This window comes from Nocardia sp. NPDC051570 (assembly GCF_044454005.1).
Taxonomy (GTDB): domain Bacteria; phylum Actinomycetota; class Actinomycetes; order Mycobacteriales; family Mycobacteriaceae; genus Nocardia.
Window position 1 is genome coordinate 115,257 of sequence record NZ_JBITDI010000003.1, and the last position, 13,886, is coordinate 129,142.

24 protein-coding genes are annotated in these 13,886 nt (G+C 61.3%); 2 read left to right on the forward strand and 22 right to left on the reverse strand.

Going from position 1 to position 13,886, the window contains the following annotated elements:
• Positions 1-92: 92 nt before the first annotated feature.
• The 6 genes from ACIA76_RS07595 to ACIA76_RS07620 all read right to left on the reverse strand — a co-directional run bounded on the left by ACIA76_RS07595 (position 93) and on the right by ACIA76_RS07620 (position 3,046).
• Positions 93-503: a hypothetical protein gene (locus ACIA76_RS07595; RefSeq protein WP_397149677.1), complete on the reverse strand. Its 411-nt coding sequence runs from the start codon at positions 501-503 to the stop codon at positions 93-95.
• Between the two features lie 2 nt (positions 504-505).
• Positions 506-1,405 (reverse strand): DUF6011 domain-containing protein, encoded by a 900-nt coding sequence (locus tag ACIA76_RS07600; protein WP_397149679.1) that lies wholly within the window; start codon positions 1,403-1,405, stop codon positions 506-508.
• A gap of 35 nt (positions 1,406-1,440) precedes the next feature.
• Complete coding sequence (locus ACIA76_RS07605) at positions 1,441-1,632, reverse strand: hypothetical protein (RefSeq protein ID WP_397149681.1); 192 nt, start codon at positions 1,630-1,632, stop codon at positions 1,441-1,443.
• A 121-nt stretch (positions 1,633-1,753) separates the two neighbouring features.
• Entirely contained in the window at positions 1,754-1,939 is a 186-nt protein-coding gene (locus tag ACIA76_RS07610) for a hypothetical protein (RefSeq protein ID WP_397149683.1), read from the reverse strand.
• Complete coding sequence (locus ACIA76_RS07615) at positions 1,924-2,634, reverse strand: hypothetical protein (protein ID WP_397149685.1); 711 nt, start codon at positions 2,632-2,634, stop codon at positions 1,924-1,926. The genes ACIA76_RS07610 and ACIA76_RS07615 overlap by 16 nt, the downstream gene beginning before the upstream one ends.
• Positions 2,627-3,046, reverse strand: a complete 420-nt coding sequence (locus ACIA76_RS07620) for a hypothetical protein (protein ID WP_397149687.1) — start codon at positions 3,044-3,046, stop codon at positions 2,627-2,629. Before ACIA76_RS07620 ends, ACIA76_RS07615 begins: the two co-directional genes overlap by 8 nt.
• 45 nt (positions 3,047-3,091) lie before the next feature.
• Here ACIA76_RS07620 and ACIA76_RS07625 point away from each other — a divergent pair, with 45 nt between their 5' ends.
• Positions 3,092-3,244: a hypothetical protein gene (locus tag ACIA76_RS07625; RefSeq protein ID WP_397149689.1), complete on the forward strand. Its 153-nt coding sequence runs from the start codon at positions 3,092-3,094 to the stop codon at positions 3,242-3,244.
• Here ACIA76_RS07625 and ACIA76_RS07630 read toward each other — a convergent pair.
• The 16 genes from ACIA76_RS07630 to ACIA76_RS07705 form a co-directional block, all read right to left on the reverse strand.
• Positions 3,241-3,564 (reverse strand): hypothetical protein, encoded by a 324-nt coding sequence (locus ACIA76_RS07630; RefSeq protein ID WP_397149691.1) that lies wholly within the window; start codon positions 3,562-3,564, stop codon positions 3,241-3,243. The genes ACIA76_RS07625 and ACIA76_RS07630 overlap by 4 nt on opposite strands.
• Positions 3,564-4,145 (reverse strand): hypothetical protein, encoded by a 582-nt coding sequence (locus tag ACIA76_RS07635; protein WP_397149693.1) that lies wholly within the window; start codon positions 4,143-4,145, stop codon positions 3,564-3,566. Before ACIA76_RS07635 ends, ACIA76_RS07630 begins: the two co-directional genes overlap by 1 nt.
• Before the next feature lie 409 nt (positions 4,146-4,554).
• Entirely contained in the window at positions 4,555-4,932 is a 378-nt protein-coding gene (locus ACIA76_RS07640) for a hypothetical protein (RefSeq protein WP_397149695.1), read from the reverse strand.
• A 148-nt stretch (positions 4,933-5,080) separates the two neighbouring features.
• Positions 5,081-5,443: a hypothetical protein gene (locus tag ACIA76_RS07645; RefSeq protein WP_397149697.1), complete on the reverse strand. Its 363-nt coding sequence runs from the start codon at positions 5,441-5,443 to the stop codon at positions 5,081-5,083.
• 489 nt (positions 5,444-5,932) lie between these two features.
• Positions 5,933-6,217 carry a hypothetical protein gene (locus tag ACIA76_RS07650; RefSeq protein WP_397149699.1) on the reverse strand — a complete coding sequence of 95 codons (285 nt, stop codon included), beginning with the start codon at positions 6,215-6,217 and terminating at the stop codon, positions 5,933-5,935.
• A 121-nt stretch (positions 6,218-6,338) separates the two neighbouring features.
• Complete coding sequence (locus ACIA76_RS07655) at positions 6,339-6,650, reverse strand: hypothetical protein (protein ID WP_397149701.1); 312 nt, start codon at positions 6,648-6,650, stop codon at positions 6,339-6,341.
• A 64-nt stretch (positions 6,651-6,714) separates the two neighbouring features.
• Positions 6,715-7,332, reverse strand: a complete 618-nt coding sequence (locus ACIA76_RS07660) for a hypothetical protein (protein WP_397149703.1) — start codon at positions 7,330-7,332, stop codon at positions 6,715-6,717.
• A 155-nt stretch (positions 7,333-7,487) separates the two neighbouring features.
• A complete protein-coding gene (locus ACIA76_RS07665; protein ID WP_397149705.1) occupies positions 7,488-7,874 on the reverse strand; it encodes a hypothetical protein in 387 nt (128 codons plus the stop codon).
• The gene (locus ACIA76_RS07670) at positions 7,871-8,236 is read right to left on the reverse strand and encodes a hypothetical protein (RefSeq protein WP_397149707.1); all 366 of its coding nucleotides are present in this window, start codon (positions 8,234-8,236) and stop codon (positions 7,871-7,873) included. The genes ACIA76_RS07665 and ACIA76_RS07670 overlap by 4 nt, the downstream gene beginning before the upstream one ends.
• A 92-nt stretch (positions 8,237-8,328) precedes the next feature.
• Positions 8,329-8,832, reverse strand: a complete 504-nt coding sequence (locus ACIA76_RS07675; RefSeq protein WP_397149709.1) for a hypothetical protein — start codon at positions 8,830-8,832, stop codon at positions 8,329-8,331.
• A gap of 8 nt (positions 8,833-8,840) precedes the next feature.
• On the reverse strand, positions 8,841-9,101 hold the full coding sequence (locus tag ACIA76_RS07680; RefSeq protein WP_397149711.1) for a hypothetical protein: 261 nt from the start codon (positions 9,099-9,101) through the stop codon (positions 8,841-8,843).
• A gap of 86 nt (positions 9,102-9,187) precedes the next feature.
• Positions 9,188-9,454, reverse strand: coding sequence for a hypothetical protein (locus ACIA76_RS07685; protein WP_397149713.1), 267 nt, complete (start codon positions 9,452-9,454; stop codon positions 9,188-9,190).
• A gap of 5 nt (positions 9,455-9,459) precedes the next feature.
• Positions 9,460-10,017 (reverse strand): hypothetical protein, encoded by a 558-nt coding sequence (locus ACIA76_RS07690; RefSeq protein ID WP_397149715.1) that lies wholly within the window; start codon positions 10,015-10,017, stop codon positions 9,460-9,462.
• A 25-nt stretch (positions 10,018-10,042) separates the two neighbouring features.
• Positions 10,043-10,819, reverse strand: coding sequence for a hypothetical protein (locus ACIA76_RS07695; RefSeq protein ID WP_397149717.1), 777 nt, complete (start codon positions 10,817-10,819; stop codon positions 10,043-10,045).
• A 110-nt stretch (positions 10,820-10,929) separates the two neighbouring features.
• Complete coding sequence (locus ACIA76_RS07700; RefSeq protein WP_397149719.1) at positions 10,930-11,151, reverse strand: hypothetical protein; 222 nt, start codon at positions 11,149-11,151, stop codon at positions 10,930-10,932.
• A 96-nt stretch (positions 11,152-11,247) separates the two neighbouring features.
• A complete protein-coding gene (locus ACIA76_RS07705) occupies positions 11,248-11,619 on the reverse strand; it encodes a hypothetical protein (protein WP_397149721.1) in 372 nt (123 codons plus the stop codon).
• Positions 11,620-13,062: 1,443 nt separating this feature from the next.
• On the opposite strand from ACIA76_RS07705, the gene ACIA76_RS07710 reads away from it, so the two are divergent.
• On the forward strand, positions 13,063-13,866 hold the full coding sequence (locus tag ACIA76_RS07710) for an HNH endonuclease signature motif containing protein (RefSeq protein WP_397149723.1): 804 nt from the start codon (positions 13,063-13,065) through the stop codon (positions 13,864-13,866).
• The last annotated feature ends 20 nt before the right edge of the window (positions 13,867-13,886 follow it).

Below are 13,886 nucleotides of genomic sequence, written 5' to 3' on the forward strand. Positions count from 1 at the left end.
GAAATACGGACCAGAAGAACCTGGTCCAAGTCTAGCCCTCGTAAACGAAAAGGCCCACACCGAAAAACGATACAGGCCAACCGGAATAGACCCTACCCGATATTCCATTCGGGATGACCTGTGTAGCGAATCTCGGTCGCGCCGAACACGCCTTCGCCAAGATCGCTCAGTGGCGATATCAGAGCTGTCTCGAACAAATCCTTACAATCTCCGCCCTCGGCGAATCGCACCGACTCCCACACCGAGTAACCCTCTAGCCCGCGATTGCCGTCGTTGTCGTAGAGTGCCCAGTGGTGTTTCTCGTAACCGGCGGCCACTGGCTTGCCTTCTCCGGCACGCTCCACCTGAGCCTCGATCACTGAATCCTCGATCACGCCCGGTCCGGCCGCGCCCACCCAGCTCTCCTCCGGCTCCTCCGGCTCGCTCACCAGATCCCTTGTGACCACCCAGCCAAACGCAGCAGGCTGCGGGTACGGGTAGAGAGCCTTCAAATATGCGTACACGATCAACCCTCCTCATCAGCACTATCCATTTGGTCTTGCGACGGCTTCTTAGCGCACTCCGGGCCGATACCCATCCTGATTGAATCTGCAGTTTTCAGTTCCTTACCGCAGTCCGTGCACGTCGGAAGTGGCACATTCGCGTCGGGCCTAGCCTGGATAGTGGAGATCACTTCATCGGCTTCGGACTTCGTGTCAACTCTGGACCACTTGCCTTTACCGCTCGACTTGTCCCAGCGCTCAAGGGGGGCGCTCATCAGATTCGGGTTGTATTTGAACCGATACCGCCGACCGTTGACCTCATACCGGCCATACGGAAAGCCGTATTCCGTCATCGTCGGCTTCTTCACGGCAGGCGCAGGCTTCGACGCCGGGACCGACCGCCCCAGGCCCGGGATACTTACACGCTCAGTCACCTCCTGTTCCTTCTGTTGCGCCTTCAATTCGCGATTGTGGCTGCCGACAAGCCGCAGGAAATCCAGCCGCGAAAGCTTGCGATAGTCGTACGTTCCGGTCTTGCGCAGCAGATCGCGGAGGATGCCCTCCGTGTCGAACTCGGCCAAGGATTGCGACTCCAGCTGGCTCTCGATGTACGCCAGCGTGTCGGCCTTCGCATACACCTCCGCCACCTCGCGCCCAGCATCCGTGATCTTCGCGAACCACATCCGCTTCACCCTGTACCGTTTACTAAAACCCGCGTTCCAGCCATCGCGGCCCACCGTGTCCGTGACCGCGCACATCCCGCGACGCTCAAGCGCAAGCACCTCACGCTTCGCCACGCCCAGCCGGTCCCACACCTCACCACCACCGTCCTGCACGTACAGGCGGCGAAGCGCCTCCCGCTGCAGATCAGTAACCGGCCGAATCGAGTCGACCGGCCTCACGCCCTCGTCGTCTGATGCCATGCCACCGCCCTTCGGTCAGATCGGCCCGTGGGCCGCTACTCGTCGACCTCCGTCACGCTCAGCTCGAACTTCTTGGTTTTGCCGCCGACCGTCGCCGTCACGATGATCAAGAAATCAACCCCCTCGGCCTCGTAGGTGACCTCTTCGCAAGTCTTGCCATTGATCACGCGGGCGAGATCCATCGCCATCTCCCGCTCGTCCAGACCGTCGATCGCGAAGTCGCTCATACTGTTGCCTTCCCTCCATACAGGCAGCCGCCCGGTTGGCCGACCGCTTCGCGTCGTCGGCGGAATCGAACCACCCGCCACCGACAGTCGGCAGCGGCGAACCTGCGAAGACACCCCAAGTTCAGTCCGGCTGAGGCAACCGGTTATCGCATGACTTGCCAGGCAACTTCGACATCCACTCGCTCAGCTGCTGCCGCGCTTCGTCCGGGTCGACATCTGCCAGCTCCGAATCAAGGAGCCCGCCCGCCAACATCTCCTCCCACATGCCCGCGATGTCAGCGACGCGGCTGATCACCTCGCCTGCCAACACCTGACGCTGTCCCCGGTGCATCGTGTCCACCAACCGATTTCGCGAAGATCCGGCCCACCATCGCGCACATACGCCGACGCCATGTCGAACATGTACTCATCGACCGAGTTCACCATGCCGCCCAACCGCAGATACACATAGTTGTCATCAGGATCGAGATCGTCGACAGCGACGTAGCCACAGGCGGACCGGGCGCGGAACTCCTCCAATGACCCGACCCCCAACTCTCGGACGTGGTCGAGCAGCCTCAGCCACCAGTCCCGCTGGCCGGCATAGGAATCCATGTGAGCCTGCACCGCTTCACCGACCCTCGCCCGCTCCCGCGGTTCCAGCAACGGCCAAACCCCGGTTGCGTGCAACTCGACCCACGCCCCCACCGGGATCGACCGGCCGAACGACCTGCTGGTCACGATCCCGTCCGTCTTCTCGACGAGGAACAAGGTGTGGTGCCACGGCCCATAGGACGGTGGCCGCCATGCCAGGAGTTGGCCGCGCCGAGGAAGCTCCGTGCTTCGGTACACGCCCCGCACCCGACCATCCGCGGCCGGGTCCATGTCGCGCTCCACCCACTGCCGGGCAGCCCACACACCCTCCTTACTACCGTCCGCACACCCCGCCGTTTCAACGGCAGACGCTTCATCCCAGCAGTCACGGAACACGCGCACAATTCGCCCGCCGACGACTTCACCCATCGTGCACCGCTGAAGAGTCAGCCGTCGCGGCGTCGGCACGTCGCGAAGTCATCGCGGTCGCATCCATAGGAGCCTCCACAACTCGAACGACACCGCCACCCGCGCCCGGCGCAAACATCCCCGAGCCGCCCCACACCAGCACCGCCTGTGTCCAACCACGCCAGTCGTCCACGGTCGATGCAGTGACCGAGGTCAGCAGCCCCACCGACTCCTCCGAACGCTCCGGCTCCGCGAACTCGTGCCATACCTCCGCGACCAGCGGCATCAGCTCCTCCTCCAGCTGAAGGAGATCCGTCAACTCTTGCGGCGCGAACGACGCCCCCGGGCCGTAAAACACCGAAACCCGGACACCCGACCAATCCGCAACTGCTTGAACCCGATCAGCGAACGGAGGGAAAACGAAATCCGACACAACAAACTCCTAACCAGCCACGCAACGCGCAGCACAAATCGTCAAATGATCAACAGCAACCGACAGCAACAAACCCACGTGATCACCAGCCTCGACACCGATCACGTGATGCCGACCAGGCCGACACCACAACTCCAGACCGCCACCCGGCGAATCCCGGAACTCGACCAGCAGCAGCGCCGGGTCAGCAGAATCTAGAAGTCGGGCAGCAGCACTGGCAGACCCCACAGCGAAAACACCTGCTCCCGATCCTCGAATGAACCAACCACTTCCACCCGATACCCGATCCGGAACAACTCCCGCGCCACCTCCGAATACTCAGCCACCGTCGCCGGACGCTGAGTCGCAACCCACTCCCGATCCGCACTTGCGTGCTGACCGTTGTGTGCATACGACGCCAACCGACCGTCCGACGCATCATGGGTCCACAGCTCATCCACGAACACCGCGGTCACCGGGTCAGGCTCGAACTCCGGTGTGTACACGAACAGCACACGCACCTCAGCAACCTCGGACATCAGCGGCCACCAGCCCCGGAACGAATGGCCTCCTGGACCAAGTACTCCACCGCATACTCCGCGACATACTGATCAATCCACGCCCGCTGAAAATCGGTCAGATCCGTTGGATTCCAGGGTGTGCGCTCCATCTCCAGCTCCGCTAGCTCGGCGTCCGTAGCCGCATCCACCGACTCACCGTTAACTCGGCACATATGCTCGACGGCCGTCTTCTTCGCCTCGAAATGATCGAACATCTCTGCGTGATCCCACGATTCGGTCCGCGACCGGAGCGCCATAATCCACCGGGCGTACGCCGCGCCAGCCCTGTCCATCGCAACACCGCAACGCGTACGCGAACCGCGACCTGCCAGCACGTCGAGATCCGCCGTGATGGCCGCCTCGGCCGCCAACTCCGCCGCCGCGAAACTCGACCCGTACCCGCGTCCAAGCACCGTATCCCCGGCCGACACCACCCAGAACTGACCCCGAGGATTGCCATTCGGCCGGGAAGTCGCCGTCGCCGCGTAGTCCCCGCTCACCGCCACCATGTCCCGCTCACCCGAACGAAACCACTCCAGGGCGACACTCGCCTCCGTCATTCCGAAACTCCTTGCAACACAGAGAGACCCCAACGCCGAAGCGTCAGGGTCTCCCAAGATGGACATGTCCAATTACAACTCAACTACTGAATGCGAACTTCTACTAGATGGGAAGGGTGAATATCCTCGATCAACCCACCTTCATACTCCACGCTCACGTATGAACCGCACGCTGCCAACGGCTGCCTCACCGTCACGCCGCCGATATTCACCCACACGCACAGGTTTAGGCCATGATCGTGCGCGAGGAACAGCAAGTCCTGCAACGCTGCCGAAGTGAACCGACCATCACCGGTATCTCTGGACAGATTCTTCAAGATCACTACTCCGATCGGTCAAAACAATAGAGACTCCAACACCGAAGCGTCAGAGTCTCGCCAACAGAACGATATTCAGTTAATGCGGAAAGTCATTCCCACGGTTTGTATTTCGACCAGTCGGCCCCTGGCTTGTCCTGAATGTAGATGGAGTAGTCATCGCCACCGTGGTAGGTGAACCGGGCCTTCGTGCTCGGATAGATCTGGCAAAGCTCCTCCACCAGTTCATCTACGGCATCCTCGCCGGCCACCTGGATCGACAGCTCCAGCACGCCCTCGTCGTAGTACCAGCCGCCCTCCTCCGGGCCTCCGTAGTACCGAGTGAGGCTGTACACGTTCACGAACTTCGAACCCGGCAGGAACCGCGGCGCCCGCGCGACTTCGAACCACGCCGAGTTGTTCTCATCGGTGTACAGCGCCGGATCAATTTCCCGCTCATGGCACAGATCAACGAACCGCCGCGCCGCCACCTCGAACCAATCGGCACCCTCGCAACCGTTCGCCCACGCCTCAGCGCCCAGGCGCGCCGCCCACGCACGGTCGAACCGATTGGCGCACCGGGAACCGATCCGATCCCACATATCCTCAGGGCCAACGTCATACATGTTCGAACCTCACCTACCACTCGTTACGGTCGTAATTGCGGACCAGAATGCTCTCCTGGCTCCACTTCGCGGCGAGATCAGCCAGCTCGCCCAAATCGGTATCCAGCTGGTCGTCTGTCGCCGACTCATAGACGTGCACCTGCCGCTCGCCACTCCGGTACAGCCGATACTTCGACCAGATCCCCGAATCGGACACAATGCGGAAACCCTCGCCCTCGCTGTTAACGACCTCACGAACGACAACCACGGACCCCCGAGTCCCGGCCGGACCCAAAGCCCGCCAGCCATTCACCCAATACGGGAACCCAAGGTCCCGTTCCGGCGACAGCAGCTCCTCCAACACCCGCGCCGCATCGGCCGCGCGCACCGCATCCACCGAAACATGAAACAGGAACTCAGCCAACGTAATCCGTCCTTCTTAAGAATCGGGGGCAGTTCCCCCGCCGACGGCCACACCCCGCAAGATGTGACCGATGCGCGAGCCTCGCCAACCGAAACCTACTGACGGCCAACAACACTCACCGGCCGGATCATGGACTCACTGGACGTCAGATCTTGACCACGCCCACGATTCGGCCGAAACCCCAACCGCCGACAGAACCGGCGAACACCAGCCAACGAACCGCCATAATCCCGGGACGGCGTCACCGCCACCGGAACCCCGCGACGATCAGCCTCGGCCAACACCCTAGACATCACCGCGGACCCGACACCACACCGCCGCCGACACGACGGAACAACCAACGCGGCCACCACCAGATAGCCGGACCCGAAAAGATCCAGCTGCACCCGAACGCCAGGGAAACCACGCGCCAGCTCGGCCCGCAACGCTTCCACCCAATCGTCCGGGGCAGCCGGATCGCCATCACCGATCGCTGACCTCAGCGTCGGCCTCAAGACGGGCAGCACGCCAACCCTCGCGCGTGAACAGCCAACCGGCATGCACGACAGTCGGCTCCCACGGTGGGATCCCCGACTCGTCGACCACCGTGTGATTCACCCCGTCCGGCCCGATCACAAACCCGCCCGAGAGGCCCCAGCCGTCGATTACCGCCTCAGCAGCCTCCATCGCGGGGTACAAGCCATCAACCTGCCCACTTGTCTTCCGGCCCTTGCCGGCGTCTACCCACCACTGACCGTCCTCGGTCACCAGGGCCTAAGCATCGCCGTCAAGGTCCGCCCGCTTCACCCAGGGCTGCGAACACGGCGACCACGACCGGCCGCCGATCCGCACCTCACGCGCGCCGAACCGATTACGCAGCACCGCAACCTCAGCGCCCATCAGCCACACCATTCTCGTCGGCCCGCGTGACACCACTCGCGAGAACACTCACCACCCGGCCGTCGTCAAGTGCGAGAACCAGAACCTCCCACGGCCGCGGGAAACGGGCGTGCAGATCGTGCCCCCGCACAATCGCCCACCGTTCATTGCCACCGTGATTCCACTCCACCCGCGAACCCAACGGGAAACGAGACACCAAGTCCACCACCCGATCCCGCGCCTCGACAGGTGCACGGTACTCATCGCCCCACTCGCCCGCCGAGATCTCCTCGGCCCAGCTACAGGCCTCCGCCTTGGTCATCAGTTGATCGAGCCACCGTGTAGCGCCCGCTTCATCGGTATAGCGGACATCCCACACTTTGCTGTCAGTCCCCATCCGGCACCGACCCGTCCGCCAGCGGAATTTCTGCGTCGAGATCGACCACGCTGTCCGCCGGGTCTGCCCACCAGCGACCCACGAGATCGAACCCACCCGCCTGCACGTAATCGCGAATCAGGTCGTAATCCGCCTCGACGAAAGGCTCCAATTCCGGATGCAGCGCAATGAACTCCTCGTACGGCAAGCAGCCCCCGGCGCGCACAGCGTCCATCCGCACCTTCCACCGCGCCCGGCCAACCTGATCGCCTCTCTCGCTCAGCGTCACCACCAGCCCAACCCGCTTCCGCTCGTACGCGTTCAGCAGCGCCCACGTACCGCTCAGGTAGAACCGCATCCAGCGTTCGGCCGTCGTCCAGACCGCGAGCGGAACAGAATCCACGTGTCCGTTCTCGTACTGCGCCAGGAATCTCAATGCGGAGTACTGCCCCAGCTTCGGTGTGTTCCACGACTCGCCAGGACGCCTCGGATTCGTTGTCTGCGTGACCATCCGTACGTCGCCTTTTTTCGCCCCCTTCGTCGAAGTCTCCAGCCAGTACCGGATCTTGCAAAGCAAGTGGTAGCTGTACGGGTAGTCATCGACTACGAACGCGCTCTCCGCATCCACATGACCACGGAGCACAGCAACGACTGCGCCCCTATCTTCAATACTCGAACTCACTACGCCAAATCCCTTGTCTATCTTTATAATTGAATGCTGCGAGCGGCGCGCTCCAGTCGCCACGCCGCCAGGTGAGCACACGTCGGACGGATCACTCACTGCTAGTCCGTCCACGGATCGAAATTCGTGTGCGTAATCTCGTTGCGCCCGGACTCATGCCTGATGAAGGACGTACCCGTGTAGTCCACGTGCTCGTTCCCGTCGTGCTCATCGAGATGGCAGAACATCGCCTGGCATTTCGGCGACACGTAATAGTCGATGTCGTAGTCCGGGATACCGGCTGCACCACAGCCCTTCATGAACCCCCGGACAGCCTCCGTAGCCCACACCAGCTCCGAACGCGGGCCACGCGAAGCCATCTCCGTACCAGCGACCTCAGCGTCCGCGGCCTTCCCGGCCGCCGCCACGATGTCAGCGATCGGCCCCTCCACGCCATCACTACGGCGCTTGATACGGGCCCATGTCGCGACGAAATCAATCTCGCTCACCGCTTCGCCGCCTTCTCGACCGAGACGATCTCGCCGACCGGAACATCCAGCAACAGCCCGCCGGAGATCACCCAATCCGCGATGCTGTCGGCCACGGCCACCTCGACCTCGCCGCGTGCGGTGTCCACCCGGAACACCTGGCCCCTACCCGAACGGACAACCGCCGCGACATGAGCCGGAGTCGCGAACTCGACCATGTCGCCGACCTCGATATCCGCGATCGGAAACGCGCACGCCGGAATCGCCACACCCAGAATCGCCGCGTTCTCGAACTCGATATCTGAGGTGCGGAACTTGCAACGGTGGCACTCCAGGATCGCGTAATCCGATGTCTGTTCCTGGACAGTAAAAGAATGCTCCATCATCTTCCCCTCGCTCACAATCAACCATTCCAGTTGACCGGGCAACGCTCACCACACGGTGAGCGCTCCCCGGATACTGGACAACCAGCGGACTATGCCGCCTTCACTGCCTGAGCAACCTCGCGTGCCCGCTCGATCATGTAGTCACGTTCCGAATCAGTGAGGTAATAGCCCCAGCAGGAATCCACCCGCTCGCCATCCCGATCCTCGACAACCCAACCGCCCGTCTCGCCGCGCCTCCAAGCATCCAACAGAGCGATCTCGGACCGAGCAGCCGAAACGGGTTCACGCGAGTAATAGATATCGTCACCCTCTTCGACCACCGTCAACCCATAAAACGACCGCAACCACCGGACAACCACCCGACTATCGTGCTCACGCAATGCGTCCACAACCGCATCGGTACGAATCGGCATCCCCCTATCGCACGACTCGTACGTGTCATAGCGGTCACGGGCAGAACAGACTACCGCCGACATATGCATGTAATCGCCGTCGTCATACGGCGACACGACATAGTCCCAATCCGGCACGATGTAGATGCTCGCACCATTATCCAACGTCTCAATATGCTCGCGCGGAACGTCGATAGTCATCCCCGGACCTACTGCCCGAAGACCACGAACTCGTCCCCAAAGCTGGAGACCAATTCACGAATCGGCACGTCCCAATCCAGGCACAGCACACCGCTCATTGTTATCCGCAAACATTGATCACGAATATCCCGAGAATCCCCAACGATCTGCCGCGCCGTACCCCGCTGCGGAACACCATCGACCATCAGACCGACCTCCGATTCCGTACGCGACGCCTCAACAATCGCCGCCAAACGCACCACATCCAGGCGCGAAAGCACACCAGACATAACGAAACCTCCCGAGTTTCACCCAACGCCGATATAGCGCGGCGGCAGACGCACAGACAACGCTGTGCGCCACCGTCAACCCAATATCAGGACCAACCCGTCCACCACGAACGAACCTCGGACGGCGAGACGCCATCTAGTCCGATCTCGATCACATCATCCAGCGACGCCGAATCGTCGTAAGCGCGAACCAAAATTGCCTTCACCGCGAGATCCAACAAATCCCAATCCCGCTCACCCAAACCCAGTTCTTGGTAAACCAGGCTCATACCCTCGGACAACGCCCCGATGAAATCGCCGCGAGTGAGATCCCCGCTACGCCCCAGACCGTCCGCTATATCATTGAGTTCCATACCGTTCACTCCTCCGGAAATCCGAGATCGTCAAGCGCCTCGACATGCGCATCGCGATCCGTGTCGCACAAATTCAATACAGCCGCAGGCAGCGGCAAATGCACAGCTGTCAAATATGCGTCGACGGCGAACGGGTTCATACCCCGCAAAACCTCGATCGGCTCCGACGAAGGTTGACCATCTGCCGCGAGATCCACGCGGTTGTCTTCCGCGTCACTTTCACAGCTCCACAGATTCACGAATATCTCACCACCGTCGCCAGCGTGCAGCACCGCAAAATCGGTCTCATATTCGGGATAACCCAGGCCGAGCGCGTCGTCGATGTACGCACCGAGGGCTGCCAGCGACCCGGGTTGGAGATTGCTAGTGACCGATTTGATATGTAACTCCAGATCCGACCAATGTTCTACTTCACCGACCGGAAAAACTGGTGACGTGCGATACGAACCCTCATAGGCGCACTCCACCCCGAATCGCTCAGCATCCGCAGGGGAATCGAAATACCACCTGTATAACTCGGCGGTCGAGCCGCCCTCTTGCATAACGACGTGAGTTGACGACATACTTCTCAATCCTCCCGAACTGTAATCACACCGCAAGCGGCAATTGTGCAGGATCAACTACCGGAATCCGCCACGCATCCACCATCCGATCAGCCATCCACGTCACGATCTCATCGTGGCGATAATTCACCACCGACGTAGCGCCCTCGCAAACCCACTCGTCGTCCGGACCACCCAGATTCGACGATCCGTAATACATTTCGCGAATCTCGTGCTCAGGGAAGCCGAAATCATCCATGTCGCACACGTCCCCGTTACTCAGAATATCGGCCAAATCGGAATGAACCTGCGAACCGAAAAAACAACCCCAAGACTCGCTAGCCAACTCCCGCACATAATTCGAATGCATCTCATCGTCGATTAGCGGATAGTCAGCCAGTGCCTCAATTGTTTTAACGAGACCTTCCAGCTGGTCAAGTTGCCAGTCCACCTCGTTATCGACATCCCTAGGCAACTCGCCCAAGGTCACCGATGCTTCACCTTCACCATGAACGCCGTTCGTGTGAGTCGAGACCCAGACGTACATTTCCGCCAGCGAACGGACATTCGCCGCGTCCAGGCACGAGCCGCCATGATCCGAATAGGACATCAACGAAACCGTGATCGCCTCAACATCCTCAGTTTCCGCACCATCCGACATAACCAACTCCCACAAATGAGAGTCCTCAATCGAATCGCGAAATATGTTGTGCGCACCGTAAGCGGCCACACCGCCGCAATCCAGCAGACGCCGCCACAGTTCCACCGCACGCTCATACTGCCCCGGGGAATAGACAGCCCAGAACTTGACAAGCCTAGTCATAACGAAACCTTCCCGAGTTTCACGCACAAGCGATCTAGCTCATGCATAGAGCAACCCGCCGCCACCGTCCAGCAGAAGGAACAGCAGCGGCGAGATACCCGAGCACGCCCCTAGATATCCAGCGCGATCACATGACGCTCGACTTCAAGCTCACCAGTCACACGATCGAAAACCCGCAGACGTGCATCATTGCCAGTCCGCTCCACCCGAAACCCCCGCTCGATAAACATGAGCGCACCAGAAAACATCGCCTGCCGACACATCCGGCGACTGCCCTTCACCAACACCCGACCCGGCCCAGACTCATCAGCAACCGAAACGATCGCGTACACAGACGACATACTGAAACCTTCCCGAGTTTCACCAATCGTGATTCAGAATGAATCGACGACCAAACCAGCGGAACCGGCCGCTGACTTGAAACCGACTCACGCCGACGCAACAGGCACACGAAAACGCTTAGGAATACGCGACAGAAACCCGACCCGCCGACGTTCGGGCAACTCGCGATACAACCGCACATACTCGGCCAACATGTCAGCCTCAGACCGCCCCGTACCCACAACCTCACCAGCCGACCGCGAGTGCTGGCAGGGTTCACACCAGACACCGCGCCGGTAGTTCTTGATACCGAACGGCAGATCCGCGCCGCACTTGCGACACGTATAGGGATCAGTTTCGTGGCGATTGATATCGCCTTGCTTTCGCGCATTTCCCTTAGTGAACAGGCCAATGCCGTCCCACTGAGGATTATGCGATCCGCGCACCTTACGGCGCTCGTTCGGCATGAATTCAGACATAGCTAACCTCCCTAACTTGGGTGATTGGCGGAAGCGGCCCACCAGCCCCAGGCGATGCGCCGACGCTTCCAAATTGGCGACCTGAGAGAATGGGCCGCCGAAACGGCCCGTAACTCTCTAAGTCCCTGGTTACTCAATCACTCGATACTCGGTGCGTCTGTCCCTCCCGGTCGGTGCGGACTATTCACCACAGAGGATGAACGTTTATCGCCCGAACTGGGAAAGTGATTCGCTCTCTCACCCCGCAGGAAAGAGGTTCGACAATCTCAAAGGATTGTGACCGGAATTCCTAACTCGGCTCGCATGCTGTCACCGAAGCTACCGAATGTCGGTAACCTGCCGTTTTACAGCCTGTAGCCCATACCAATACCGCAAGTCAGCCGTTAAAACGCACCGACGCCGACTTATAGATAGTTCCCCATGGGTTGCGCTATCCGCTGCCATTGCCGCTACTAGGCCAATCATGCAAGCCGCATTGATCGGTGCCAGAAACCTTTCGGCCCACCGGATCGGCACATCAGTTACTTGTTTCCCTATGGACGCTCGCAACCCTGAAAGGGAAAGCATCCGCGCTTTGGGGGCATCCCGCCGCCCGCCGCTTCGGTACTCCGTTCGTGGCCTCACTCGATGGTTTGAAACCTTGCGCCGGACCAGCCGCAGCGAGAGGGACTGAGTCCCACTTGCTGCCTGCCTTCCGGCGGCGTGGCTCAAAAGTTACGCCGTGTACCTAACTGCTGTCAATACCTGAAATGAAATAGCAGGTCAGGACCGGTAAATGGCGACGAGTGGAGCCCTCTTAGCGCCTCGCCTAATCGGTGCCAGCACCCCAGGGCCTTGGGTGAACCGGACCACTTCCCCCGGTCGCTCGCGTCGCGCGTGGCGCGGGCACAAGCGCGCGTCTGGGTGCCTGCGTCACGCGCGCCCCTGCCTGCGTGCCCGGCCGTCTGTGCGCGCCCCTGTGTGCCCTCGGGCCGTGCCCGCATACCCGCGCCGACGCGCTCACGCGCCGCGCGTGCCCTCGCCTGCGCGCCCCTGCGGGGGAGCCCTTGCGGTGCTACGGAGTTCGCGGTACTCGCGCGCTGGCGCAGCCGCCCGCGCATACGCATCTCGCGTTTGCTCGCCGACCTGGGTAAACGTGAAAACCCGGGCCGCCCTACCGGGGTGCCGCCAGGTCAGGGCGTACCGGTCCACTCTGTGATCCGGAACGCATACCACCTCCAAGGGTCTTTTGTGATCGTTCCGTTATAATCCGTTTGCTGGTCGGTGACGGTCGGCACCACAACTGAATAACAACTGAAAACAGGAACGATGACCGCCTCGCGTGACACCTGTGGTACCTGCGCACATTGCGGCGCAACTCTCCATCGGAAGACGGCGCACGGGGTCGCGCCGAGGTATTGCCCAACCTATTGCAGGCAAGCCACCGCCCGTGTTCGAGAGAAGATGGACGGCCGGTACGAGCGCCGCCTGGAAGCGAAGCGGCGACCCGCGGTCATCGCAGCCTGCGAGGTATGCGACCACGACTTCGAGAAGCGCAACAGCCGAAGCAAAGCCTGCTCTCCGGAATGCCAGCGGGTCGATATCGCCCGCCAGGCCCGGAAGCGGTACCACCAGGACACGGACTTCCGCGAGAGAGAGCTGAGCCGGGGCCGCGTCGAGGCCCCGCCGTCGGTTGACTGCGAAGTGTGCGGGAGAACCTTTACGCCGGAACGGCGGGGGACGTTGTTGTGCTCGCCGTCGTGCAAGGCTCGACGGAAGACGGAACTCTGGCGGAAGCGCACGGGCGCGAAGCCGCGTCCGGTCCGGCTTATCCAGGTGAAGTCGGTTCCGAGGAGGGACCTGCGTTCCGATCTCCGCCGGACTTGGGAGGACGGGGACTACGAGGGTTTCTTGAATGCTGTTGCAGCGAAGGTGAATTCGAGCGGCGATGACGGCTGCTGGGAATGGACTGGCCGTATCAAGAAGGGATATCCGGAGTTTGGGTGGGGTACGCCGAAGCGGACGCTCCGCGTGCACCGGATGGTCGTCGAGGCGAAGCATGGGAAGCCGCTCGGTGCGCTGCACGCCCATCATGCCTGTGGCAACAGTAAGTGCGTGAATCCGGAACATCTGGTGGCGGCAACCCATGCTGAGAACGTGGCAGAGATGCTTGCGCGGCAGTCGTTCCTCGCGCGGATTCAGGAGCTGGAGTCGGTGGTGCAGGCGCTCGCGCCGGATCATGACGTGTTGAACCGGGTGGCGGCCTGACTTGTCGTCGCAGTGACGTT